This window comes from Paraburkholderia terrae, from assembly GCF_002902925.1.
Lineage (GTDB): Bacteria > Pseudomonadota > Gammaproteobacteria > Burkholderiales > Burkholderiaceae > Paraburkholderia > Paraburkholderia terrae.
Genome location: NZ_CP026112.1, coordinates 2,011,384 through 2,034,334, shown reverse-complemented (window position 1 = coordinate 2,034,334; position 22,951 = coordinate 2,011,384). Strand labels below are relative to the sequence as shown.

The 22,951-nt window shown below is 61.0% G+C and carries 24 protein-coding genes; 21 read left to right on the top strand and 3 right to left on the bottom strand.

Annotation, left to right across the window (positions count from 1 at the left end; genetic code table 11):
- From C2L65_RS25335 to C2L65_RS25325, 3 genes are read right to left on the bottom strand one after another with little or no spacing between them, the layout of a single operon-like run.
- The gene (locus tag C2L65_RS25335) at window positions 1-1,095 is read right to left on the bottom strand and encodes an AAA family ATPase (protein WP_042312349.1); all 1,095 of its coding nucleotides are present in this window, start codon (window positions 1,093-1,095) and stop codon (window positions 1-3) included.
- A 4-nt stretch (window positions 1,096-1,099) separates the two neighbouring features.
- Window positions 1,100-2,341 (bottom strand): restriction endonuclease subunit S, encoded by a 1,242-nt coding sequence (locus C2L65_RS25330; protein ID WP_052426952.1) that lies wholly within the window; start codon window positions 2,339-2,341, stop codon window positions 1,100-1,102.
- On the bottom strand, window positions 2,342-5,362 hold the full coding sequence (locus C2L65_RS25325) for a type I restriction endonuclease subunit R (protein WP_042312351.1): 3,021 nt from the start codon (window positions 5,360-5,362) through the stop codon (window positions 2,342-2,344).
- Between the two features lie 785 nt (window positions 5,363-6,147).
- On the opposite strand from C2L65_RS25325, the gene C2L65_RS25315 reads away from it, so the two are divergent.
- The 21 genes from C2L65_RS25315 (at window position 6,148) to C2L65_RS25220 (ending at window position 22,950) form a co-directional block, all read left to right on the top strand.
- Window positions 6,148-6,474 carry a hypothetical protein gene (locus C2L65_RS25315; protein ID WP_156132361.1) on the top strand — a complete coding sequence of 109 codons (327 nt, stop codon included), beginning with the start codon at window positions 6,148-6,150 and terminating at the stop codon, window positions 6,472-6,474.
- Between the two features lie 160 nt (window positions 6,475-6,634).
- The gene (locus C2L65_RS45640; RefSeq protein ID WP_052426953.1) at window positions 6,635-6,844 is read left to right on the top strand and encodes an HNH endonuclease; all 210 of its coding nucleotides are present in this window, start codon (window positions 6,635-6,637) and stop codon (window positions 6,842-6,844) included.
- A 120-nt stretch (window positions 6,845-6,964) separates the two neighbouring features.
- Window positions 6,965-7,576, top strand: coding sequence for a ParB/Srx family N-terminal domain-containing protein (locus C2L65_RS25305; RefSeq protein ID WP_052426954.1), 612 nt, complete (start codon window positions 6,965-6,967; stop codon window positions 7,574-7,576).
- A 5-nt stretch (window positions 7,577-7,581) separates the two neighbouring features.
- Window positions 7,582-8,667, top strand: coding sequence for a DNA cytosine methyltransferase (locus C2L65_RS25300; protein ID WP_052426955.1), 1,086 nt, complete (start codon window positions 7,582-7,584; stop codon window positions 8,665-8,667).
- Window positions 8,651-9,130 (top strand): phage terminase small subunit P27 family, encoded by a 480-nt coding sequence (locus tag C2L65_RS25295; RefSeq protein WP_042312360.1) that lies wholly within the window; start codon window positions 8,651-8,653, stop codon window positions 9,128-9,130. The genes C2L65_RS25300 and C2L65_RS25295 overlap by 17 nt, the downstream gene beginning before the upstream one ends.
- The gene (locus C2L65_RS25290) at window positions 9,087-10,913 is read left to right on the top strand and encodes a terminase large subunit (protein ID WP_042312362.1); all 1,827 of its coding nucleotides are present in this window, start codon (window positions 9,087-9,089) and stop codon (window positions 10,911-10,913) included. The genes C2L65_RS25295 and C2L65_RS25290 overlap by 44 nt, the downstream gene beginning before the upstream one ends.
- Window positions 10,914-10,928: 15 nt before the next feature.
- On the top strand, window positions 10,929-11,534 hold the full coding sequence (locus C2L65_RS46425) for an HK97 family phage prohead protease (RefSeq protein ID WP_208647215.1): 606 nt from the start codon (window positions 10,929-10,931) through the stop codon (window positions 11,532-11,534).
- Complete coding sequence (locus tag C2L65_RS25285; RefSeq protein WP_208647214.1) at window positions 11,531-12,940, top strand: phage major capsid protein; 1,410 nt, start codon at window positions 11,531-11,533, stop codon at window positions 12,938-12,940. Before C2L65_RS46425 ends, C2L65_RS25285 begins: the two co-directional genes overlap by 4 nt.
- Window positions 12,941-13,008: 68 nt before the next feature.
- Window positions 13,009-13,338: a DUF7210 family protein gene (locus C2L65_RS25280; RefSeq protein WP_042312364.1), complete on the top strand. Its 330-nt coding sequence runs from the start codon at window positions 13,009-13,011 to the stop codon at window positions 13,336-13,338.
- Window positions 13,335-14,789, top strand: coding sequence for a phage portal protein (locus C2L65_RS25275; protein WP_233446541.1), 1,455 nt, complete (start codon window positions 13,335-13,337; stop codon window positions 14,787-14,789). Before C2L65_RS25280 ends, C2L65_RS25275 begins: the two co-directional genes overlap by 4 nt.
- Window positions 14,782-15,756 (top strand): hypothetical protein, encoded by a 975-nt coding sequence (locus C2L65_RS46420; protein ID WP_052426956.1) that lies wholly within the window; start codon window positions 14,782-14,784, stop codon window positions 15,754-15,756. Before C2L65_RS25275 ends, C2L65_RS46420 begins: the two co-directional genes overlap by 8 nt.
- Window positions 15,753-16,061 (top strand): head-tail connector protein, encoded by a 309-nt coding sequence (locus C2L65_RS25265; protein WP_042312367.1) that lies wholly within the window; start codon window positions 15,753-15,755, stop codon window positions 16,059-16,061. Before C2L65_RS46420 ends, C2L65_RS25265 begins: the two co-directional genes overlap by 4 nt.
- 6 nt (window positions 16,062-16,067) lie before the next feature.
- On the top strand, window positions 16,068-16,445 hold the full coding sequence (locus C2L65_RS25260) for a phage head closure protein (RefSeq protein WP_052426957.1): 378 nt from the start codon (window positions 16,068-16,070) through the stop codon (window positions 16,443-16,445).
- Window positions 16,442-16,930: an HK97-gp10 family putative phage morphogenesis protein gene (locus C2L65_RS25255; protein ID WP_052426958.1), complete on the top strand. Its 489-nt coding sequence runs from the start codon at window positions 16,442-16,444 to the stop codon at window positions 16,928-16,930. The genes C2L65_RS25260 and C2L65_RS25255 overlap by 4 nt, the downstream gene beginning before the upstream one ends.
- Entirely contained in the window at window positions 16,927-17,286 is a 360-nt protein-coding gene (locus C2L65_RS25250; RefSeq protein ID WP_042312369.1) for a DUF3168 domain-containing protein, read from the top strand. Before C2L65_RS25255 ends, C2L65_RS25250 begins: the two co-directional genes overlap by 4 nt.
- The gene (locus C2L65_RS25245) at window positions 17,283-18,491 is read left to right on the top strand and encodes a phage tail tube protein (RefSeq protein ID WP_042312370.1); all 1,209 of its coding nucleotides are present in this window, start codon (window positions 17,283-17,285) and stop codon (window positions 18,489-18,491) included. The genes C2L65_RS25250 and C2L65_RS25245 overlap by 4 nt, the downstream gene beginning before the upstream one ends.
- Before the next feature lie 18 nt (window positions 18,492-18,509).
- Complete coding sequence (locus tag C2L65_RS25240; RefSeq protein WP_156132362.1) at window positions 18,510-18,830, top strand: hypothetical protein; 321 nt, start codon at window positions 18,510-18,512, stop codon at window positions 18,828-18,830.
- Window positions 18,831-19,015: 185 nt separating this feature from the next.
- On the top strand, window positions 19,016-21,124 hold the full coding sequence (locus C2L65_RS25235) for a phage tail tape measure protein (RefSeq protein WP_042312375.1): 2,109 nt from the start codon (window positions 19,016-19,018) through the stop codon (window positions 21,122-21,124).
- On the top strand, window positions 21,121-21,528 hold the full coding sequence (locus C2L65_RS25230) for a phage tail protein (RefSeq protein WP_052426959.1): 408 nt from the start codon (window positions 21,121-21,123) through the stop codon (window positions 21,526-21,528). The genes C2L65_RS25235 and C2L65_RS25230 overlap by 4 nt, the downstream gene beginning before the upstream one ends.
- Window positions 21,525-22,220: a phage minor tail protein L gene (locus C2L65_RS25225; RefSeq protein ID WP_042312377.1), complete on the top strand. Its 696-nt coding sequence runs from the start codon at window positions 21,525-21,527 to the stop codon at window positions 22,218-22,220. Before C2L65_RS25230 ends, C2L65_RS25225 begins: the two co-directional genes overlap by 4 nt.
- Window positions 22,221-22,224: 4 nt before the next feature.
- Entirely contained in the window at window positions 22,225-22,950 is a 726-nt protein-coding gene (locus tag C2L65_RS25220; RefSeq protein ID WP_042312379.1) for a C40 family peptidase, read from the top strand.
- Window position 22,951: the final 1 nt, after the last annotated feature.

Sequence of the window (22,951 nt, the reverse complement as noted above, 5' to 3'; positions counted from 1 at the left end):
TTACTTTGCGTCGTTTGCGAAGAGCGCCGGGTTAAAAGGATGGCCAGCAACGAACTGGCGGAAGATCGTTCGGAAGTGCGCTTTATTTTCAGCCATCATCTCTCTCGGCTCGTATAGCGAATAGTCGCCGTGGCTCATAAGGTCGATCATGCGCTTGTACAGCGTCTTGTCAGGATCGTCATCTGTCGCCTTGATGCACGCCTTCCAGTCTTCTAAACCAAAAAAGCTAGCGGTTTGCTCCATCACCCGGCGCATCATATTGAAATGGTGTGTGTAAAGTGCACCCGACGAATCCACCTGATGCAATTCGACGAGCGTGGACAGGTGGTGAAGGAACGGCTTGGCACTCGTATCTAGGAGAGAATAACCACCCGGGTTCGCCGCATTTTTTAGGAAATACCGATGGGCCTTGTTCTTGATCTCGTTACACAGAACATTGAAAAACAACACATGGTGTGTTGATACCACTACACGCGGACCTCTGTCGGACTGCATCAAAATTTGCGTTAAATGATGCGCGACCGCGATGGCGTTGTTTTCATCCAGCGATGAAATTGGATCATCGACGTAGATGTACTTTACCCACTTGTACGCCTCGGCACCGTCCAACGTTAGTTGCACGATGGCGAGAAAGAAACACCAGATAAAGATGTTTTCTTCGCCCCGGGATACCTTGATGTCCTCTACCAATTTAGTGGTATTGCCGCTTTTTACCTCGCGCGAAAAACTCACTTCCCACTCCGTGGTATCAATACGAAAATCGAAGTCGGCGTAGCGGTCCAGCAGGCGGCGGATCCGGTTGTCCATTTCCAATTCGGCCAATCCGGCAAAAAAACGAGAATCCTTATTGATCTTCAGCACCCGCTCTCGGTCATTCTTCAGATCGTTATCCCATTGGAATAAATCCTCGGTGAAGGCATTGAAATACAGCGTGTCACGCTCGTCGTCATTTTTGCCCAGATCCTTGAATTCAACCGATAGGCGGGTTTTACCCGTACCGTTGTACGCGTAAAGCAGGAAAAATTTCTTCGTCTGCAACTCTGCGCGCAACTGTTTCGCCAAGTCGGTGAGGCTGGAATAATACGCAGCAGCCATGGTGCTAAGCCTCCTCCGGCAACGGAAACAACTGCAGCATGAGGCCCTTCTTGTGATCCTTCAAGGTAACGAGCTTTCTGGACTCAGCAGAAATTTGGTTGCTTAGTGACGACAGACATTCCGCGATTCGGTTCTGCTCATCCCGTTTCGGAACAACGAAACGGTACTTTAAAAGCTGGCTACCATTAATCGAGTTGATCGTTGCGCCAAGATCAGCGGCAACCTGCTTTTGAAAAGATCCCGACTGCAGCAGCTGAAACACGAAATGCGGAGCATGCGCTCGAAATATCGTCATGAACGCACCGTGCGTGCAAAGTGGCATTCCTTCTGGAATCATGGCGCTCTTCCCGATCAACGCTTTTGATCCATTTCGGGCGCATATCAGGATATCCTTCGGCTCGGAAAGGTTCGCGCCCTTTATATCCGCAGTCACGTAGACACAGTCGTCTAGCGCAATCTCGGCGTCTTGAATATTGGACGAACGGAGAACCAACAGCCCTTGATCTCGAACGTCTTCTGGGCTATAGGTCAATCCCGATACAAGCTTGCCAAGTTGATTCAGCCTTGCTTCCTCCCATTCCGGCGCATCTCGAAACTCAGGAAATCTAAGGCGTGGAACATTTTCGCCTTCGCGAGGAAAGAGCTGCTGCAGCAGGCCACGTTTATAGGCTTTCAACGCTTCCACTTTTCGCCCTTGTGCGGCGATCATCTCATCCAACGATGCTAAGCAGTTCGCGATTTTTCGTTGCTCGTCGATGGACGGGAGGAACAACGGAATCTGCGCGAAATCCTTGTAATAGAGGCGCAGTCTGTCCTTCGTTAATCCATGTGAGTGGGCAGTAAGTTGTCGCAGGGAATGGGGGAGCTTTAGTTGCCGACCAACAAAGTCCGATAGCACCCCAGCCTCCGGCTTAAGGACTATGTACGCGGGACTCACCATGCAGTCTTCGACCGCAATGCCAAACGCCCCTTGCCACATTCGCATCATGTTGTATGCGATATCGTTTCTGCGGACCTTCTTGTTGCGCTCGGGCTCAGAGATGTCATCAACCTTGCGGTCAAGCGACGATCGCTTCACCATACCGTCTTCCATTGTGACGGAGTAGATGGGAAGCCCATCCTCGCCTCTTTCCACTCGGTTTGAAAAAAGTTCGCCAGCCGGCTTTTCTTGCCACGCCGCTACCTTTCGAAAGTCAGGAAACCTCAGCCTGGGTTTTGACGTCGACTTACGTTGCTTCACCATCATTTATTCCTCGTAGGCCTCAAGCCCGGAAATCTCGCGGCCGCCGGCGCGCTTCTTCAGTAGCGGGACGAGTACCGTCATGAGCGCTAGCTCCTTCTGTGTGCGAGCCTTCCAACCGAGGTCGAGTGGCGCGAGCAGTTCGGTGAGTTGCTCGCCGTCGAAGATTCTTCGGCTAAGAATATTCTCGACGAAAGCCTGAAGCGATGCGGCGGCCACACCATGCTGCGCGGAGATACCAACCAACTCGTGGGCGGCTTTTTCATCCTTGAACCGCTCGTAACCCGCACGAATATGCGATTCATCGAGGCCCTCGCCGGCTTTCAAGCCACGGACGTACTCAGTAATGTCATCGCGCTCGTCAAGAAATTTCGAGTCGGCCGCGATGAGTCCGATTAGCTCGTCGCGGGTCATCGTGGCTTTGCCCGGCTTCTTAGTCGAGAAGTCGGCAATGAGTTTCATGATGTAGTCGTAGTCGATAGTGGCAGACGCAAAAAGGACTAACTCGAAATCAAGCTGATCGACCACTTCGCTTCGATCCCCGGGCTTATTCTGCTGGGTCTTGAGCCGTTGCGCGGTTTCAAGGTATACGCCCCGAAAGGCGTTTAGTTCGTCTTTGGGCAGGATGCTTTCGATTTTCATTTCCTGCTCCATGGTGAGATCGGTGTACTGATCGAGCTGAGTCTGCAGCTTCTGCACTCTTTTAAAGTGCTCTACGAAGGCTGCGCGAGCATCATCACCTTTAAGGTTGGCGATGTCTTCAGGCTTGCCAGAGAGACCTTGCGACTTCATGAAGCTCTCGAGCTCTTCCGTGGCCGTCTTCAGTTTGTCAATGACAACGGGTGCCTTGTCGACAAGCCAGATTTCGCGGGCTTTGTCGGCCTTGGCACCAGAAAAGAGCGCGATCGCGGCATCGACGGCCTCCTGCTGGCCGCGGAAGTCGAGAATGTGACCATACGGCTTGGTGTCATTCAACACGCGATTGGTCCGGCTAAATGCTTGGATTAGCGCGTGATGCTTGAGAGGCTTATCGACATACAGTGTGTTCAGGTACTTGGAATCGAAGCCTGTCAGCAGCATATCGACGACGATCACAATGTCGAGTTTGTGCGCATACCTTCCTTGCGGATCAGCTTTGCGTAAGTCTTCGTTAGAATATTGTTGATCCTTGATGCGGCTCTGGACACCCTGATAATAGAGGTCGAACTCCTCAATCCGGTGACTGGTGCCGAAGCGGTCGTTGTAATCTGCGATGATACTTTTAAGAGCCTTCTTCTTGGCGTCCGGCTCGTGTTTGTTGTCTTCTTGCTCCTGTGGCAAATCCTCCTGGATCTGCTTCACGTCGGCGCTAACGTCGGCCGGCGGAGAGAAGACCGCTGCAATACTAAGCGGCAGAAAACGAGGATCAGCCTTTTGCTTCTCGGCCTGTACCATCTTGAAGATTTCGTGGTACTCGATTGCATCATTGATCGACGCGGTGGCGAGAATAGCGTTGAACTTGCGTCCGCCCGTAGCTGCGTCGTGCTTGGCGAGGATGGCGTCGACGACAGCCCGCTTCGCGATTGTTTGGCCTGACTTGGGTGCGTTCTTGCCATCAGGCTTGTAATAATCGACGTGAAAGCGAAGAACATTGCGATCTTCGATGGCATGGGTGATCGTATACTCGTGCAGCGACTTCTCGAAGAGATCCTCTGTGGTCTTGAGCGTCTGGACATCCCCCTCAATTCGCTTGTAGCTTGCGTTAGCATCGAAAATTGGCGTGCCGGTGAAGCCGAAAAGCTGCGCCTTGGGAAAGAATTCCTTGATAGCCTGATGGTTTTCGCCGAATTGCGAGCGGTGGCATTCATCGAAGATGAAGACGACACGCTTATCGCGCAGCGGTTCGAGGAGATCTGTATAAGTCGACAGTCCTTTTTTCTCTCGACCTTTGTTGCGCTTGCTGTTTTCGTCAAGTGCGAGGCCGAGTTTCTGGATCGTACAGACAATGACCCTGTCCGCTGCTTCGTCCGAAAGCAGGCGACGGACAAGTGTGCCGGTGTTGGTATTTTCCTCGACGCAGCCTTCTTGGAAGCGGTTGAATTCCTCACGTGTTTGGCGATCGAGGTCTTTGCGGTCCACGACAAACAAGCATTTTTCAATATTCGGGTTTGCCTTTAGCAGTGTAGAGGCCTTGAAGCTAGTAAGCGTCTTGCCGCTGCCAGTCGTATGCCAGACGTAGCCGTTGCCCAGGTTCTGTTCTATGCACTCGACGAGGTTCTTAACGGCGTAGATCTGGTACGGGCGCATCATCAGCAGCTTCTGCTCGCTGGCGACGAGGACCATATAACGGCTGATCATTTGCCCGAGAGTACATTTGGCGAGGAAAGCATCTGCGAAGCGATCAATCCCGTTGATCTTAGAATTGTCCGGGGACGCATATTGGTAGATCGGTAGAAACCGTTCGTCTGCGTTGAAACTGAAGTGGCGATCGTTGTTGTTAGCGAAGTAGTAGGTAGAGTCGCGGTTGCTGACAACGAACAGCTGGACGAAGCACAGAAGCGTTCGCGCGTAGCCGTTGCCAAGGTCGTTCTTATATTCAACGACCTGTTCGATTGCCCGACGGGGATTGATGCCGAGCGTCTTCAATTCGATCTGGACTACAGGGACCCCATTAATCAGCAGAAGAACGTCGTAACGGTGGTGGCTGTAATCAGTATTAATTCGAAGTTGGCTGACGACCTCGAATGTGTTCTTACACCAATCATTGATGTTTACCAGCGTATAGTTCAGCGGCGTGCCGTCGTCGCGAGTGAAGGCATTGCGGTTACGAAGTGTGTGAGCAGCAGTGAACACGTCGGGGCTGACGATTTCATCTAACAGACGATGGAACTCGCCGTCGGTGAGCGTTACTCTGTTGAGTTCTTGGAACTTCGCGCGGAAGTTCGCCTCCAGCGCGGCACGGTCTCGAAGCTCGGGACGGTACGTATACTTGAGATCGCACAGCTTGGCGATCAGCTCCAGCTCTATCTGACTTTCGGTTGTGGTCATCAACAAGTCCGCAAACTAGGTTAATCAGGCTAACTTGCTTACGAAGCAAAAAAGCCCACTCTCCGCGGGCTTTCTTCAGTATCTCTGTCGGCGATTTCTGACTCAGTCGACACCCTCCGCACCATCGGGATTGGGCAGCGCTAGATGCTTGTAACAGTTGTCTGGAGTCGCAGGGCGCGCTGCATTGTACAGGTCCGGGGACGCCCTGGACCAAACACCTGACGGCTATAGCCCGTTTCGGCTCAACGGATTCTAGGCCATGCTAGGTACAGCCCATTCTCTGAGTGAAGCGGTCGGTAAACCAACCCCATTCTAGCAACTTCGAAGTCCGCCTTCCGGCCCTATTTGCGCTCACGGGCGATTCGCTTGCACAGCCGGGACAAATTGCCTAATCTTTGTGCAAAGTAGGCGATGTGCGCCTGCTTCATCAGTCAGTCCGCTTTCCTCGCGAGAGAAGCGGACTTTTCGTTTTGGAGCGCGTGGATTGTGTTCGGGATGTGGTTATACAAACTGCTCGGCTATCCGCGGACCAGCGCAATCAGATCCGCGCGGCTGCTTCCTTGGGAACTGCTGGTGGCGGCCCATCCCTCGCGGACAGGCGTTGCGCAGTCGGAACACGTTCGCGGTCTGTTTACCGGGCGTATGCCGCTGAAGGTGAATTGCTGCTGATGGTCGGTGACAATTTGCGCGTGGAAGTCTTGCGTATCGTCAATCCCGCTGACCGTCCGCTGCAACGCCCGATCGGGGGCTAGCGTGTCTGTCTGTCACCCAAAAGGAGATAGCCCGTGCTTAGTCTTGACCAAGCCCGCGCCATGCGCGCCGGCGTGATCCTCAGTGGTGACCGTAACCAGTGCGCCGAATGCGGACTGCTGTTCGCCTCTACGCCCGTGTTCTACCGGCATCGTGTTGGCTCTGCCGATGATGGTTCGCGCCGCTGCCTCACCGCTGCGGAAATGCCGCGCGCCGGCATCGAACAGGATGACAACGGTTTCTGGTCGTTCGCATCGCCCGGCGTCGCGGACCATGTGACCGTACCCGTTGCGCGCCCCGTGCTGACGCGCAATGGTGCGTGCGAAAACCCTGCTGCGGCTGACGAGGCGCGCGCACGGTAGGCCCGCGATAGCGTGCCGACCATCTGATATCAACGCACCGTCAGCAGCCCGTGTTTCGTTAAGGACTATGGACCCAAATACCCGTGTGCAGTCCCGCACTCGGGGACGCAGATGGCGACGCATCCGCACCCGCCAGCTGCAGGAGCATCCGCTCTGCGCAATGTGTCTCGCCGTTGGCGTGATTACGCAAGCTGCCGAAGTCGATCACGTCGTGCCGCTCTACAAGGGCGGCACCGACCATCGCTCGAACCTGCAATCGCTCTGCACGCCCTGTCACGACGCGAAGACCCGCGATGACCTCGGGCTGCGCGCGCTCGGTTGCGATCTACTCGGCGTGCCTGTCGCGCCCGCGCAATCGGGCAAGCGATGACCGCCGCGCGCCAATCCGGGGGACGTGACCCGGGGGGGACCGCGAAATTTTTCGCGGTCCCAAGGACACCACGCGCGCTGGTTTTTTTTCATGACCGCTTTTCACGAGTTAGGGGGTCAAATGGCACGACAGACCGCGCGGCGCGCGGCAAAATCCGCCGACGGCGATGCTACCGGCGACCCGCGTGCGCCGGAACCGCGCCCGGACGCGCCAGAATCGCCGCAGGCGTCTCCGTGGCCCGCGCTCGCGATCGAACGCCGTCCGCTCGCGTCGCTCGTTCCATACGCGCGCAACGCGCGACTTCACAGCGATGTGCAGATCGGCCAGATTGCGGCGTCGATGCGCGAATGGGGATGGACGCAGCCGATTCTGGTTTCCGAAGATGACACGATCATCGCCGGTCACGGCCGCGTGCTCGCCGCGTTGCGCCTCGGGCTCGACGATGCGCCCGTGATGGTCGCGCGCGGCTGGAGCGCGTCGAAGATCAGGGCCTATGTGATCGCGGACAACCGGCTCGCGGAGAACGCGTCATGGGATCGTGAAATGCTCGGTGCAGAACTGACCGAACTGCGCGACCAGTTCGACCTGTCGCTGACCGGCTTTACGGTCGGAGAGATCGACGCGATGACGGTTGGCGATCTGCCCGACCTCGGCGTCGAATACGACGAGTCAGCGGCCAGTAGTGTCAAGTTCATCAAGTGTCCCGAGTGCGGTCACGAGTTCCCAAGGTAACGACAATGGCCTATCACCACCGACTCAATGAGGCGTGGGAGGCACATCTCGCGCCGCGCGCGCCCGATGCGCCGACCGTCGTCTCGACGTTCGCGGGTTGCGGCGGCTCGTCGCTGGGCTATTCGATGGCGGGCTTTGAAGAAAGGCTCGCCGTCGAATGGAGCGACAGGCAGGCTGCATCGTTCCGCGAAAACTTTCCGCATGTCCCGCTGCACCTGGGCGATATCGCGGCGCTGTCCAGCGACGACGCGCTGCGCCTCGCGCGGCTCTCGCCGGGACAACTCGACGTATTCGACGGGTCGCCGCCGTGTCAGGGCTTTTCGACGGCTGGCGCGCGCAAGTTTGGCGATGGCCGCAACCAGCTATTCCTGGAGTTCGTGCGGCTGCTGCGCGCCTTCGCGCCGCGTGCATTTGTCATGGAGAACGTGCGCGGCATGGTCGTTGGCAAGATGCGCCTGATTTTTGCGGACATCATCCGCGAACTGAAGGCATCGGGCTATACGGTCAGCGCGCGTGTGCTGGTCGCGGGTCACTACGGCGTGCCGCAGATGCGCCCGCGCATGATTATCGTTGGCATCAGGAACGATCTGGCCGCGCGTGGCGTCGTCGCCTCGCATCCGAAGCCGTTCGCCTTGGCGCCGACCGTGCGCGAAGCGTGGCACGGGCTCGTCAATACGCCGGACGAGTGCAGGCTCGCACGCTTCGCTGAATCGCGCATCGTTCACCGGCTGCTGCTGCGCATGCAGCCGGGCGAAAGCGGCGACCAGTATCACCCGAACCGCCAGCTATACGGGCTGCACCGGCTGGACCCGGACAAGCCGAGTCCGACGATCCTGCGCAACGGCGGCGCTGGCGGCGCGTGCGAAGCGTGTCACCCGAGCGAACACCGGCGCATCACGATCGCGGAAGCGAAGCGTCTCGCGTCGTTCCCTGACCCGTTCGTACTGCGTGGCACGTTTGAGGAACGGTGGGCGGCGATCGGCAACTGCGTGCCGCCGCTGTTCATGCGCGCGATCGCGCTGCACGTGCGCGGCCTGCTGGAACAGTCCGCACAGCCTGAGGTCGAGGACCATCATGCCGCAACCTCGTAAGCCGACCGCACTGCGCATCATCGAAGGCAACCGCGAAAAGCGGCCGCTGCCGAAGAAAGAGCCGAAGCCGCGGCGCGGCATTCCGCAGCCGCCGCCGCATCTCGTGGGCTACGCACTCGAGGAGTGGGAGCGCATCACACCGGAACTGTACATGTCGGGTGTGCTGACGATGATCGACGGCGCGGTGCTGGCCGCCTACTGTCAGGCGTATGCGCGCTGGCGCGAGGCCGAGGACGCGATTCTGCGCATGAAGCAGCGCGACAAGCTCACGGCCGCGCTGATGATAAAGACGAAGAACGGCAACGCTATCCAGAATCCGCTGGTCGGCGTGGCGAACCGTTCGATGATGCTGATGCAGCGTTTCGCCAACGAGTTCGGCATGACGCCTGCGGCGCGCGCTCGTCTCGAAGTCGATCTGCATGACAACGGCGAAGCACCCAGCAAGGCCGACACGTACTTCTGATCCCGTGCGCGCGTATGCGCGCGCTGTCGTGTCGGGCAAGTCGGCCGCGGGTCCGCACGTGCGTGACGCGTGCCGGCGGCATCTGGGCGATCTGAAGTACGCGCGTGCGCGCGGCCTGCGATGGGATCGTGCGGCGGCCGAGCGCGCGATCGACTTCTTTCATGACGTGCTGAACCTGAACGGCGGTGAGTTCGAGGGCAAGCCGTTCCAGCTTCTGCCGTGGCAGCAGTTCGTCGTTGGCTCGATCTTCGGCTGGAAGCGCGACGACGGCACGCGCCGCTTTCGCGAGGTCTACATCGAGGCCGGCAAGGGATCGGGCAAGAGCCCGCTTGCGGCCGGGATCGGGCTTTACATGCTCGTGGCCGATGGCGAGGCGCGCGCCGAAGTGTATGCGGCCGCCACGCGGCGCGATCAGGCAATGGTGCTGTTCCGCGATGCCGTCGCGATGGTCCAGCTTTCCCCCGCGCTTGCATCGCGCACGACGTTGTCGGGCCGCGACGATCGCGTGTGGAACATCGCGTATGTGAAGACGGGCTCGTTCTTCCGGCCGATCGCATCAGATGAAAGCGGCCAGAGCGGACCGCGCCCGCATTGCGGGCTGATCGACGAGGTTCACGAGCACAAGAGCCCGACCGTCATCAACATCATGCGCGCGGGCAAGAAAGGCAGACGGCAGCCGTTGATCCTGATGATTACCAACAGCGGCTTTGATCGCACGTCCGTCTGCTATGAACAGCACGAGTATGGCGCGCGCGTGTCGTCGGGCGTGATCGATGACGACGCGTACTTCGCCTATGTGTGCGCGCTCGACGAAGGCGAAGAACCGTTCGATGACGAGTCGTGCTGGATCAAGGCCAATCCGTCACTCGGCTCGACCATCGCGAATGACTACCTGCGCGAGCAGGTCCGGCAGGCGCGCGGTATGCCGTCGCTCGAATCGACCGTGCGGCGCCTGAACTTCTGCCAGTGGGTCGATGCGGCCGATCCGTGGATCAGTGCGGATCTGTGGTGCAGGTGCGAGGTCGGTGCGCCGCCCATCGCGCAACCCGCCAGCGAGCAGGAAGCCGACCGGGAGTCGCGCTGGAATCAGGTCATAGCTAACGCGCAGCGCGAACGTGATGCGCTGTTCGAACGGATGCACGGCCGGCGCATCGCGGGCGGCCTCGACCTTTCCGGCACGCGCGACCTGACCGCGCTCGCGATCGCGTGCGAACAGGACGATGGCAGCGTCGATGCGCTGGTCGAGTTCTGGACGCCGAAAGACACCATGCGCGATCGCGGCAACCATGACCGCGTGCCGTATGAAGCATGGGTCAAGGCGGGCTTTCTGCACGCGTGCAAGGGTCGCGCGGTTGATTACGGCGATGTGGTGAGGCGGCTCGCCGCGCTCGATGCGGAACTGGCGATCGGCGGGCTCGCGTTCGATCCGTACCGCATCAAGTATTTCGAGCGCGACCTCGACGACGAGAACCTGTCAATCAGGCTCGTGCCGCATGGTCAGGGTTTCTTTCGCGCAGCCGAGTCGGGTTTGTGGATGCCACGCTCGATCGAACAGGTGGAGCAGCTCGTCTTCGAGCGCAAGCTCCGCGTCGCGTTCAATCCGTGTCTGCGATGGAACGTCCTGTCGACCGTGACGGAAACGGACCCGAAGAACAACCGCGTCTTTAACAAGCGTAAAGCCACGGGTCGCATTGACGGGATCGTGGCGCTGACGATGGCCGTGGCGCTGCTGCTCGAAGGCAAGACCGAGCGCGAGCCGGAATACCAGATGTTTTTCCTCTGAAGCGAGGTACACACCATGAAGCTCGAACGGGCCTATACGCTGCTTGAAGTCCGCGGCACCGACGAAGAGACGCGCACGATCGAAGGGATTGCGAGCACCCCGTCACCGGACCGCTATGAGGATGTGGTCGAACCGCTCGGTGCGAAATACGCGCTGCCCATGCCGCTGCTCTGGCAACACCGCAGTGACGCGCCTGTGGGACATGTCGAGCTTGCGAAGCCGCAGGCCGATGGCATCCCGTTCAAGGCGCGCATCCTTGATATCGACGAGCCCGGCTCACTGAAAGACCGGCTCGACGAAGCATGGCAGTCCGTCAGGCTCGGGCTGATCCGCGCGGTGTCGATCGGGTTTCGCCCGCTCGAATATTCGATGATCGAAGGCGGCGGCATCCGCTTTCTCTCATGGGAATGGCTTGAGCTTTCGCTTGTCACCATTCCCGCCAATGGCGAGGCGACGATCAACGTCGTGCGCAGCATCGATGCCAGCGAGCGGGCCGCGTCCGGCCACGGCTCGTCAATGATCGAACAGCCCGCCTCCCATATCGTGCGCCTGCACGATGACCCTCTCTCGCGCGCTCGCGAACCCTTTGTGATCCAGACTATCCATCGGAGCGTGAAATGAAGTTCACCATTCAGGAACAGATTGCGGCGTTTGAAGCACGCCGCACAACGGCGACGACCCGCATGACCGAAATCATGGAGGCAGCCGCCGAAGCGGGCGCGACGCTGGACGCGGCGCACCAGGAAGAGTTTGACGGCTTGGCACAGGACCTCGAAGCAATCGACGGTCATATCCACCGCCTGAAGACCATCGAGACGCAGGTCCTGCGCAGCGCATCGCCGATCATCGTCACCGATCCGGCGAGCGCGAGCGCCGCACGCGCGGCAGCCGGCGCGAATACGGCTGCACCGGCACGCAGCGTCACCGTGCAGCAGAACCTGCCGAAAGGCACGGCGTTCACGCGCTATGCGATCGCGCTCGCGCGTTCGCGCGGCAACCTGATGCAGGCGGCCGCGATCGCGCAGGCGTGGCAGGACAGCACACCGCAGGTCGCGGCGGTGCTGCGTGCGGCCGTCGCCGCGGGTACAACGACCGACCCCGCATGGGCGGCTCCGCTGGTCGAGTATCAGAACATGACCGGCGAGTTCATCGAACTGCTGCGGCCTGCCACCATCATCGGCCGCATCGACGGGTTCCGCCGCGTGCCGTTCAATATCCAGATGCCCGCGCAGACCTCACCAAGCACGGCGCAGTGGGTCGGTGAAGGTCAACCGAAGCCGGTTAGCGCGCTCGCGTTCGAGACCATGCGCCTCGGCTTCGCGAAGGTCGCGGGCATTGTCGTGCTGACCGACGAACTGGTTCGCTTCTCCAATCCAAGCGCGGAAGCGATCGTGCAGCGCGATCTGGTCGAAACGATCACGCAACTGCTCGACCATGACTTTGTCGATCCTGCCAAGGCCGAAGTCGAAGGCGTATCGCCGGAGTCGATCACCCATAACGCAACCTATATCGACGCGAGCGGCACGACCGCCGATGCTTTGCGCACCGACGTGCGTTCGCTGTTCTCGGCGTTCACCGCGAACAATGCATCGGTGGCGGGCGCGTACTGGATCATGGACCCGGTGATGGCGCTGACGATCGGCATGATGGTCAATCCGCTCGGACAGGTCGAGTTCCCCGGTATCGACATGAACGGCGGTGTGTTCTTCGGTCTGCCCGTGGTGTGCTCGACCAACGTGCCGAAAGATGCAAACGGCCTGTACGCGATCATCCTTGTCAAGCCGTCTGAAGTGCTGATGGCTGACGATGGCGGTGTGACGCTCGACGCGTCGCGCGAAGCCAGCCTGCAGATGAACGATGCACCGGCAGCCGGTCCCGCGCAGCTTGTCAGTCTGTGGCAACAGAACATGATCGCGCTGCGCGCCGAGCGCTTCATCAACTGGAAGCCGCGCCGCGCGCTTGCCTGTGCGTACATTCGCGGCGCGAACTACGCTGCGCCCGAAGAAGACGACGGCGGCGGCGCTTGATCTGCGAAGCGTGATGCGTGGCACGAAGGGCACCCGTAGTGGTGCCCTTTTTCATTGGGAGATGCGTGATGAAAGTCAAGGCGAAGCGAGCCCTGAGCTATGGCAACCGGCACTATGCGACGGGGGATGAAATCGAGATGAGCGAGCGCGACGCGAAGCTTCTCAGTGCAACCGGCCGGGTCGCGCTACCCGCGGCGAACGCGCCGGCGAGCCAGAAACGCGCAGGCGACGCCCCCGCGACGCGCAAGGCGCGACGCAAGGCCGATGCGCCGGAAGCGCCCACGGCCGCCGATGCGCAGGCCGATGACGCGCAGAAAAGCACGAAAAAGACCCGCAGCGGCTACAAGCGCCGTGACATGCGCGCGACGGATGACGCGGGCGATACCGGGGATGAATGATGCGACTCCTGGGCTTCGATATCGCGGTCTCACGCGCGGCGCGCGGCAAGCCCGTGCCGATGGACGCGCATGCGGTCGGCAGTGGCACGCTCAGGCCGTTCGGCTCGGGTGGCTGGTGGCCGCTGATCGTGCGCGAATCGTTCTCGGGCGCATGGCAGCGAAACATCGAGCTACGGCCCGAAACCATCCTTGCGTACCACGCGGTTTATGCGTGCATCACGCTTATCAGCGCCGACGTGGGGAAACTCGCCGTGCGGCTGATGAAAGCCGATGGTGCGATCTGGATCGAGACGCAGTCACCGGCGTTTTCGCCCGTCCTGCGCAAGCCGAACCGCTACCAGAACCATATCCAGTTCGTCGAGAACTGGATCATGTCCAAGCTCACACGCGGTAACACCTATGTGCTCAAGGAGCGCGATAACCGCGGAGTGGTCGTCGCGCTCTACGTGCTCGATCCCAGCCGCGTGCGTCCGCTCGTTGCCGATGACGGCGGCGTTTATTACCAACTCGACATTGACGTGCTGGCGGGCGTCGTGACCGAGGGCGACACGCAGGTCATCGTGCCCGCCAGCGAGATCATCCACGACCGGATGAACTGTCTGTTTCATCCGCTCGTTGGCACCTCGCCGCTGTTCGCGTGTGCGCTCGCCGCACGACAGGGGCTAGCGATCCTCAACGACAGCGCCGCGTTCTTCGAGAACGGCGCGGAGCCCGGTGGGATTCTCGTCGCGCCCGGCGCGATCAGCGACGAGACGGCCAAGCGCCTGAAAGATCGCTGGGAGGAAAACTACGGCGGCCAGAATCGCGGGCGCATTGCGGTCCTGGGCGACAACCTGAAATACGAACCGCTAACGATGACGGCCGTCGATGCGCAGCTGATCGAGCAGCTTCGCATGACGAGCGAAATCGTCTGTTCCGTGTTTCACGTCCCCGGCTATATGGTCGGCGTTGGCACCGCACCCACCTATAACAACATCGAGGCGCTGTCACAGAACTACTACAGCCAGTGTCTCCAGTCGCTGATCGAGTCGTTCGAGCTTTGCATGGATGAAGGGCTCGCGCTGCCCGATACCTACCGCACGGAACTCGACCTCGACGGCCTGCTGCGCATGGATACCGCGACGATGGTCAAGACGCTGTCCGATGCCGTCGGCGGCGGTATCGCGGCCCCGAACGAGGCCCGCAAAAAACTGAATCTGCGGCCCATGAAAGGCGGCGACACGCCCTACATGCAGCAGCAGAACTATTCGCTCGCCGCGCTCGACGAGCGCGACCGCAACAAGCCTTTTGCCAAACCTGATCCCGCGCCCGCAGGCGAACAGGCCGCCAGCACCAGCCCGAACAGCGGCGACGCCGACGACGACACCGCGCGCGAATCCGGTCAGGAGCGTGCCTCGCGCTGGCTCAGGCAGCTTCTGGCGGGTCTGACGGAGGGAGACGACCATGCGTGACGTGACCGGAATACCCGACGAACTGTTGGGCGTCATCGCGCGCGCGATCAGGCTGCACGTCCACTCCTATTGCACATCGTTCGGCGCGCGGCTCGATGCGCTTGAAAAGGCCAGCGCGCGTGAGCCTGTGGTCAATGTGACGAGCTTTCCCGTCAAGGATCATACCGAAGCGATCGAAGGCCTGCGCCGTACGCACGAGGAACACGGAAGGCAGGCCGTCGAGGACCGGCGCGCACTTGATCGTCTGGTCGGAGCCATCGATGGCATCGCCGATCGCATCAAGACGCTGGAGAAGCGCGATTCCGTCATCAACGTGCCGAGCCCGCCCGCCAAGGACCATACCGAGGCGATCGAAGGATTGCGCCGCGCGCACGAGGAACACGGTCGGCAGACCGTCGAGAACCGGCGCGCGATCGACCACCTGCAGAACGGCATCGACGCCCTGGGCGAACGTCTTACCGAACGCATCAGGGCGATCGAATCGCGCACGATCCCGGTGCCGAAAGATGGTGAGCCGGGACGCGATGCGTTCGAGATCGACATGCTGCCCGTGATCGACTTCGCGCGCGACTATCCGCGCGGCACCCTCGCACAGCATCAGGGGGGCATCTGGCGCGCGCATGCGAACACGCACGGCGCGCACGGCTGGTCGTGCGTCGTCGATGGCATTGCGTCGACACGCGTGACCATGGACAGCGAACGCAGCTTCACCGTGCATATAGAGCGTTCGGGCGGTGCGCATGAGACGGCGACGTTCGCGCTGCCCGTGCTGATCTATCGCGGCGTGTATCAGGCGGACGAAACGTACCGCGCCGGTGACGTGGTGACGTGGGCGGGTTCGCTCTGGCATTGCAACGCCACCACCGACACCCGGCCCGATGCAGGCGGCGATGCGTGGACGCTTGCGGCCAAGCGCGGGCGCGACGGCAAGGATGCGCGCATGCGTGTCGTGGGAGAAGCGGCATGACAGGCGACCTCGTGACGGCCGATGAAGCACGCGCTGCGCTGCGGCTCGATGATGATTTTCCCGACACCACCATCGAACTCGCGATCACGGGCGCCAGCGACGCGGTGATGGCCTATCTCAAGCGCAAGCTCCCCTATAGCGACGAAGACCCATGCCCGCCGAACGTGAAGCAGGCCACGCTGCTGCTGACGGGTATTTTTCTGCGCGATCCCGATGGCGTCGAAGCGCAGACGTGGGAACAGGGATATCTGCCGTGGGCCGTGTGCAATCTGCTGCACCAGCGCCGCGACCCCGCGATGGAGTGACGCGCGATGGCAACCAAGACAACCGGCATGGCGGCCGGCGCATTGCGTCACCGCGTGCAGCTGCAGGAGCCCGTCGTGCAGATCGACGCGGACACAGGCGAGCCCGTAATAACCGACTGGCTCGATCACGGTCAGGTGTGGGCGGCGATCGAATCCGTGAGCGGACGCGAGTGGCTGCAATCCGCCGCGTTTCGCGAAGGCGTCACCACGCGTATCCGCATCCGCTGGCGCGACGACGTGACCTCGATGTGGCGCGTCATCCATACGCGCACGAGCGGCGACACCGTGTATTGCGTCGATGCGGTACTGCCGCGCTATGAAGGCATGTCCGAGCTTCATCTGATGTGCGGCAGCGGCACCAATACCGCAGGCGGCCAGCCATGAGCCTGAAGATTGCCGGCGTCGAGGGGTTGAAGGAACTCGATGCGTTTCTCGAAACGCTGCCCGAGAAGGTCCAGCGCGACATGCTGTATTCGTCGCTGATGACCGCCGCGAAGCCTGTCATGGATCAGGCCAAGCGCAACGTCGAAACGCAGTTCGGTTCAAGCGTGCGCTATTCCGGCACGCTCGCCAAGGGCGTGACGCGCGGACGCATGAAGAAAACCGGCCTTGCAGCGCGCGTCGCTGTGAAGCTCAAGCGCCCGAAGAACAACGCGAAGACGCGCAAGGGCAATGTCATCAAGCCATATGGTGACGACCCGTTCTATGGGCGCTTCCTCGAATTCGGCACCTCGCGCATGGCCGCGAAGCCGTGGCTGCGTCCCGCTGGCGAAGCCAAGCAGGACGAAGCGGGCCGCAAGCTCAATGAAGCCTTGCAGAAACAGATCGCCAAGTGGTGCAAGGCGAACGGCGTCAGGTACGAACCATGACCGAATCCGAACTGTTCTCGATCCTCGACAGCGCGATGCCGGGGCGCGTATTCACGCCCATTGCGCCGAGCGGCGCGATCGAGCCGTACCTGATCTATCAGGACATCACCACCATCCCGCAGAACTCGATGTGCGGCTATGCGCTGCTCGATTCAGTCCAGTGGCAGCTAGACAGTTACGCGCGAACCCGCGCGGAAGCACGGCGAAACATGGAGCGCGTGAAGCTCGCACTGCGCGCCAGCGACCACGAGCCGACCGTGCAGAACGAGCAGTCGTTGTACGAGGTAGAGACGCGGCTTAACCGCCGCATGGTGCAAATCACGACGTGGACCGGACCTGAAGAGGTGACAGCATGAAGAAGGCGATCAGCGCGCAGAAAACCAAGATGTATCTGGAAGACCTCGACGCCGCGGCCGCGGCGACGGGGACCGTGAAGAACGCGAGCAAGTCTGCGCCTTGCGTCGCTGTCTTCGACGATGTATCAAAGCTCGCTAACGGTGCGCCCGTGATGTTCAGCGGCACGGGCTGGTCGAGCCTCGATAACCGGACCTTTGTGATCCAGAACATCGACCGCGATTCGAAGTCGGCTACGCTTGCAGGGAGCGATACCTCGAAGGAAACGGCCACCTTCAGCACGACCAACGCGCGCTATGTGCTGCACGCTTTCATCGACGTGTGCGCGGTGTCCTACCAGATCAACCAGAACGCCGCCGCACAGATCGACACGACGACCCTGTGCGATGACGAGAAAACCTATCTTATCGGCTTCACCGATCCCGGCACGCTGACGTTCGACTTTTTCATCGACCCGACCGACCCCGACTATCAGAAGCTGGTCGATGCGCAGAAAGATGGCAAGACACGCATGTTCGAGATCATCTACCGGAACAAGGCGGTGCGCACGCTGCCCGTCATCGTGCAGTCGGTGAATGAATCCGGCGGCGTCGATCAGGCGGTGCAGGGTTCGGCCACGCTGAAGGTTACGGGCTCGTCGGTCCTCACCATGCCCCCTGGACAGACCACCGATGACTATGTGCTGATCCCGATCGTGTCACCGGCTGTGGGTGATGCGCCGCTCGAAGTGACATTGACCATCAACGAGGCAGGCGGCAAGGCGTCGTCGTTCCTGATCGACTGGAAAGACGACGGCGAACCCGTCGAGGAAGACAGCAACATAGCCACGCATACCTATGCGACAGCGGGCGCGTACCAGCCGGTCGTGACCGCGATGATTAGCGGCAGCGCGAGTGCACCGTTCAAGTCGCAGAACAGCGTCACTGTGACCGCTCCCCCGTATGTGCTGACGGCCTCTGTCGCGCCCACCACCGGCATTGCGCCGCTCGCCGTGACGCTGACTGTCACCGAGGAAAACGGCAATGCTGATCTCCTGACGGTCGATTGGGGCGACGGCTCGGCAACGGAAGACCTCGCGGACGATGCCACCACCGCGCAGCATAGCTATGCGGCGGCCGGCAGCTTCACCACGATGGTGACGCCGACGATCGACTCGACGCCCGGCAGCGCTGTGTCCGCCGCCCCTGTCATCGTCACGGCGGCGTAGGGAGGCGATATGAACGACATGGCCAAGCCGCCCGTGCTGTTTGAAATTCCGAAGCCACTTGCAGAGAAGGTCAACACGCGCAACTTCGGCATGGTGACGATGACCGCTCCCGCACCCTCGACCATCGAGCGGATCGTCGGTGGTGCGGACCGGGCGAAAGACACCGATGTGCCGTATCGCGCGCTGGTCGCGGAATGTGCGACCGGCGAGCACGGCGAACGGTTCACGCCCGCGCTGCTCGCGAAGCTGCCGGGTCAGTGCTACGTGGACTGGCTTGATCTTCGCGCCGCGGCGATTCGCGTGTGCGGGCTGAGCCGGGACAACGTGGGAAACATCTAGCGAACCCCGTCACGCGCCTTGTCTATGCGGTCGCTTCACACCTGCATATGACGGCGGGGGACGTTAGAGCGCGCATGGACTCCCACGAACTTTTCTGCTGGTCCTACCTGCTGTTTTCATCCGATACCGAGGACGCGCCCGTGCTGCTCGATGTTGACGATGAAATTGCCGCATGGGGGTAACGCATGGCATCCGCTGGTTCACTTATCTTCGAACTTGCCGCCGATGTGTCGCGCCTTCGCACCGACATGGCGAAAGCGCAAAGCGAAATCAATTCATCGCTCGCGAGCATTGCGAAGTCGTCGGCGGCCACCGCGCTCATGACGGGCGCGGACTTCGCGATGAATTTCGCGAAGGGCTTTGCCGACAAGATCAAGCAGGCGATCGACAACGCCGATGCGCTCGGCAAACTCGCGCAGCGTATCGGCACGACCACCCAGGAACTGTCCGCGCTCCAGTACGCGGGCCAGTTCGCGGGCGTCGGTCTCGACTCACTGACGACCGGCTTCAAGGGTCTGCAAAAGGCATTGCTCGAAGCCCGTAATCCGCTATCGGATAGCGCGGCGGCATTCAAGGCGCTGGGGCTGAACGTCAGCGAGCTTCAGAACATGGACCCCGGCAAGGCTTTTGAAGAGGTCGCGGGCGCATTCACGAAGTATGCCGATGGTGCCGAGAAAGCGGCCGTCGCCACTCAACTGTTCGGCAAGGAAGGTCAGGCGCTGATACCGCTTCTGAACGGCGGCAAGGAAGGCATTGCAGCGGCGCGGGCCGAAGCCGAGCAGCTGGGGCTGATCGTCAGCACGAAGACTGCGCAGGCCATGTCGGACCTGAACGACGACCTCACGCGCGTCAGCAATCTGACGCAAGGTGCGGCGGCGGTGATGGCGACCGAACTGCAACCCGCGATCAGCGAGGTCGTGCGCATCATGAAGGATGCCGCGACGGAAGGCACGGTATGGAACGGCGTGCTCAACGGCATTGTCGTGACGTGCAAGACGGCCATGTCGGTGATCGTCGGCCTGACAGGCACACTCAGTTCCTTCGCCAAGCTCGCGACCGCCGTTGGCACAGCACTGAACCAGCCCGCCTCGTTCGACGGCATGAAGAACGCCGCCAAGATCGTGTCGGACGCATGGAATCAGGCGCGCGACGATCTGACCAGGGTCCACGATGCGCAGGTGCGCATCCGGTCGTCATCGTCGGAGTCGGAGAAAGCCGCGAGAGCCGAAGCGGACGCATGGAAGTCGATCGACTCGCGCCCGGTCGTCCAGTTCACGAAGAACCTCGACGACAACGCAAAGGCCGCGAAGAAGGCCAAGACGGAAATCGACGAGTACAAAAACATGCTCGAAGCGCTGGCCGCCGCATTGCGCAGCGCACAGGCGAATGGCGATGAAATGAAGCTGCTGCTGTCCGACCCGAAGTTCCAGAAGTTCACCGCCTCGCAGCAGGCGAGCCTTATCGCGATCAAGCAGGAAACCCTCAATGTCACGGCCGCGAATGAGGAAGCCAAGCGCGTACAGGATGAACTCACCAAGGCCCGCGAGGACGCCGACAAGGCGCTGATCGACCAGCGCGAAGCGCTGAAGGATTGGGCGTCAGCCCAACTCGATTCGATCGATCCCACCCGTGAGTATCAGCGTTCGATCGAAGAATTGCAGAAGGCGCAGGAAGCACAGCTAGTGACGGCTGAACAGGCCGCCGAGCTTCATGCTAGATACGCGCAGAAGATGAAGGACGCGTTCGACGACATGGACCCGATGAAGCAGCAGTTGAAGGATATCCAGCAGGCCATCGAGGGGTTCGGCAAAAAGTCATCCGATGCGCTGGTCGACTTCATCTTCAGCACGAAGGACGCGAGCGTGTCGTTCTCCGAGATGGTGACCTCGATCCTGAAGGACATTGCCAAGCTGCTTGTCTACAAGAACGTGTTCGAGCCGCTGGTCAAGTCGGTCAGCGGGGACGGCAATACGGGATGGGTGAGCAGCCTGATGGACCTGTTCGGCGGCGGTGCCATGTCGGGTCGCACGGTCGCGCCGGGCCAGTTCTATCGCGTCAATGAATCGCAGCTGCGCGGTGAATACTTCGCGCCGAATGTGCCGGGCCGCATTCTCACCAGCGAACAGCTAGGCACGGGTGGCGTGAACGTCACGGTGAACGTCAACAAGGACACGGCAACCGAAGACACCAAGGGCGACGAAGCGAAGGCGATCGAACTCGGCAAGCGTATCAGCGCGGTCGTGCGACAGGTCATCGCGACCGAGAAGCGCAGCGGAGGCCTGCTCGCATCATGATTACCACGTTCGATGAATGGCTGGCGGCATTCCGCCAGTTGCAGCCGCGCGCCGCTGGCGCGATCTTCGACTGGTGCGTGAGCGACGCAAGCTATGAGCTTGAACCGCGCGTCATTCTCGCGCAGTTCGGTGATGGCTACGCCCAGCGCCGCGCCGCAGGCATCAACACGCAGGATCGCGTTTGGTCAGTGTCGATCAGGAGCGCGACGCCCGATGTCGCTCAGGACGTGCTCGCGTTCCTTGAAGCGCGCAATGGCGTCGATGCGTTTAGCTGGACGCCGCCGCGTGGCGGCTCGACACAGACCGTCATCTGCCCATCGTGGTCGTTCAGCTACGGCGACCAGATCGCGGACGGCTCGCGCCTGATGAACGTGAGCATGAAATTCCAGCAGGTGCACCAGTGACCATCCGGGGCGACATTCAGAGCCTGTCGCCGGGCGCGGTCATCGAACTGTTCCAGCTTGACCTCTCACGCTTCGGTGCGTCGGTGCCGATCGTCTGTTTTCACGCCGGCACGAACGAGCTTGATAGCGATGTGGTGTGGCAAGGCACGACCTACCAGCGCTATCCGCTACAGGCAACGGGCTTCGAATGGAAGGGACAAGGCACGTTGCCGCGCCCGCACTTTGTTGTCTCGAACGTCACGGGCATCATGTCGGCGCTGTGCCGTCTGTATCGCGACATGGTCGGCGCGAAGGTCGTGCGCAAGCGCACGCTGCTGCGCTATCTCGATGCCGTCAACTTCACGGACGGCAACCCGTATGCCGATCCCGGCGAGTCGTTTCCCGACGACGTGTTTTTCATCAACCAGAAGGTGCGCGAGGACAACGCGACGCTTGAGCTTGAACTCGCGGTCGCGTTTGACGTGGAAGGCGTGCAGCTACCCCGCCGGCAGGTCGTGTGCAATTCGTGTCCGTGGAAGTATCGCGGCGATGGCTGCGGCTATGCGGGCGGTCCGGTGGCCGACGTGAACGACAACCCGACCAGCGACGCGAGCAAGGACCAGTGCGGCAAGCGCCTCGCCTCATGCAAGCTGCGCTTTCCCACCGGCACGATGCCGTACGGCGGGTTCCCCGGTGCGGGTCAGTATCGGTGACGCCATGAGTATGCCCGACCTTGCATCTGTGGTGCCGCTCGTGCGCATCCACGCTGAAGCCGAAGCGCCGCGCGAATGCTGCGGCGTCGTCGTCGCGCGTGAGGATGGTTCGCCGCTCTATGTCGCGTGCCGCAATCTTGCGCGCGAGACCGAGCATTTCCTGATCGACGCCGAGGACTTCGCGAAGGCCGAGGACACGGGCGACGTGCTGGCGATCGCGCATTCGCATCCGTTCATGTCGCCGGCCCCGTCGAGCGCCGACCTCGCCGGCATCGAACGCACGCGCCTGCCCTGGCTGATCGTCAACCATCCGACCGGCGCATTCACCATCACGCATCCCTCGAACTACGTGGCGCCGCTCGTCGGTCGTGCCTTCGTGCATGGCGTCCACGACTGCTATGCACTGGTACGCGACTACTACGCGGCGCACGGCATCGCCCTCAATGACTACCCCCGCTATTACGGCTGGTGGAACGAGCCCGATGGTCCGGACCTGTACCGCGACAACTTCGGTCGTGAGGGCTTTGTCGAGGTGCCGCGCGAGACGATGCGTGAGCATGACCTCGTGCTCATGCGCATCCGCGCGCGGCGCGACAACCATATGGCCGTCTATGTCGGCGGCGGCACGATCCTCCATCACCTGATCGAGCAGCTATCGCGCCGCGAGTTTTACGGCGAGTTCTTCCAGCGGCGCACGACCGCCGTGCTCAGGCATCGCGCTTTTCTCTAGG

Bases quoted from the DNA above. Each gene is read 5' to 3' on its own strand.
- C2L65_RS25280 (WP_042312364.1), top strand. From the start codon at position 13,009: ATGAAAGTCAAGGCGAAGCGAGCCCTGAGCTATGGCAACCGGCACTAT.
- C2L65_RS25325 (WP_042312351.1), bottom strand. From the start codon at position 5,362: ATGACCACAACCGAAAGTCAGATAGAGCTGGAGCTGATCGCCAAGCTG.
- C2L65_RS25295 (WP_042312360.1), top strand. From the start codon at position 8,651: ATGCCGCAACCTCGTAAGCCGACCGCACTGCGCATCATCGAAGGCAAC.
- C2L65_RS25265 (WP_042312367.1), top strand. From the start codon at position 15,753: ATGACAGGCGACCTCGTGACGGCCGATGAAGCACGCGCTGCGCTGCGG.
- C2L65_RS25275 (WP_233446541.1), top strand. From the start codon at position 13,335: ATGATGCGACTCCTGGGCTTCGATATCGCGGTCTCACGCGCGGCGCGC.
- C2L65_RS25220 (WP_042312379.1), top strand. From the start codon at position 22,225: ATGAGTATGCCCGACCTTGCATCTGTGGTGCCGCTCGTGCGCATCCAC.
- C2L65_RS25285 (WP_208647214.1), top strand. From the start codon at position 11,531: ATGAAGTTCACCATTCAGGAACAGATTGCGGCGTTTGAAGCACGCCGC.
- C2L65_RS25240 (WP_156132362.1), top strand. From the start codon at position 18,510: ATGGCCAAGCCGCCCGTGCTGTTTGAAATTCCGAAGCCACTTGCAGAG.
- C2L65_RS25245 (WP_042312370.1), top strand. From the start codon at position 17,283: ATGAAGAAGGCGATCAGCGCGCAGAAAACCAAGATGTATCTGGAAGAC.
- C2L65_RS25305 (WP_052426954.1), top strand. From the start codon at position 6,965: ATGGCACGACAGACCGCGCGGCGCGCGGCAAAATCCGCCGACGGCGAT.
- C2L65_RS46425 (WP_208647215.1), top strand. From the start codon at position 10,929: ATGAAGCTCGAACGGGCCTATACGCTGCTTGAAGTCCGCGGCACCGAC.
- C2L65_RS25235 (WP_042312375.1), top strand. From the start codon at position 19,016: ATGGCATCCGCTGGTTCACTTATCTTCGAACTTGCCGCCGATGTGTCG.
- C2L65_RS45640 (WP_052426953.1), top strand. From the start codon at position 6,635: ATGTGTCTCGCCGTTGGCGTGATTACGCAAGCTGCCGAAGTCGATCAC.
- C2L65_RS25300 (WP_052426955.1), top strand. From the start codon at position 7,582: ATGGCCTATCACCACCGACTCAATGAGGCGTGGGAGGCACATCTCGCG.
- C2L65_RS25335 (WP_042312349.1), bottom strand. From the start codon at position 1,095: ATGGCTGCTGCGTATTATTCCAGCCTCACCGACTTGGCGAAACAGTTG.
- C2L65_RS25250 (WP_042312369.1), top strand. From the start codon at position 16,927: ATGACCGAATCCGAACTGTTCTCGATCCTCGACAGCGCGATGCCGGGG.
- C2L65_RS25330 (WP_052426952.1), bottom strand. From the start codon at position 2,341: ATGATGGTGAAGCAACGTAAGTCGACGTCAAAACCCAGGCTGAGGTTT.
- C2L65_RS46420 (WP_052426956.1), top strand. From the start codon at position 14,782: ATGCGTGACGTGACCGGAATACCCGACGAACTGTTGGGCGTCATCGCG.
- C2L65_RS25290 (WP_042312362.1), top strand. From the start codon at position 9,087: ATGACAACGGCGAAGCACCCAGCAAGGCCGACACGTACTTCTGATCCC.
- C2L65_RS25230 (WP_052426959.1), top strand. From the start codon at position 21,121: ATGATTACCACGTTCGATGAATGGCTGGCGGCATTCCGCCAGTTGCAG.
- C2L65_RS25255 (WP_052426958.1), top strand. From the start codon at position 16,442: ATGAGCCTGAAGATTGCCGGCGTCGAGGGGTTGAAGGAACTCGATGCG.
- C2L65_RS25260 (WP_052426957.1), top strand. From the start codon at position 16,068: ATGGCAACCAAGACAACCGGCATGGCGGCCGGCGCATTGCGTCACCGC.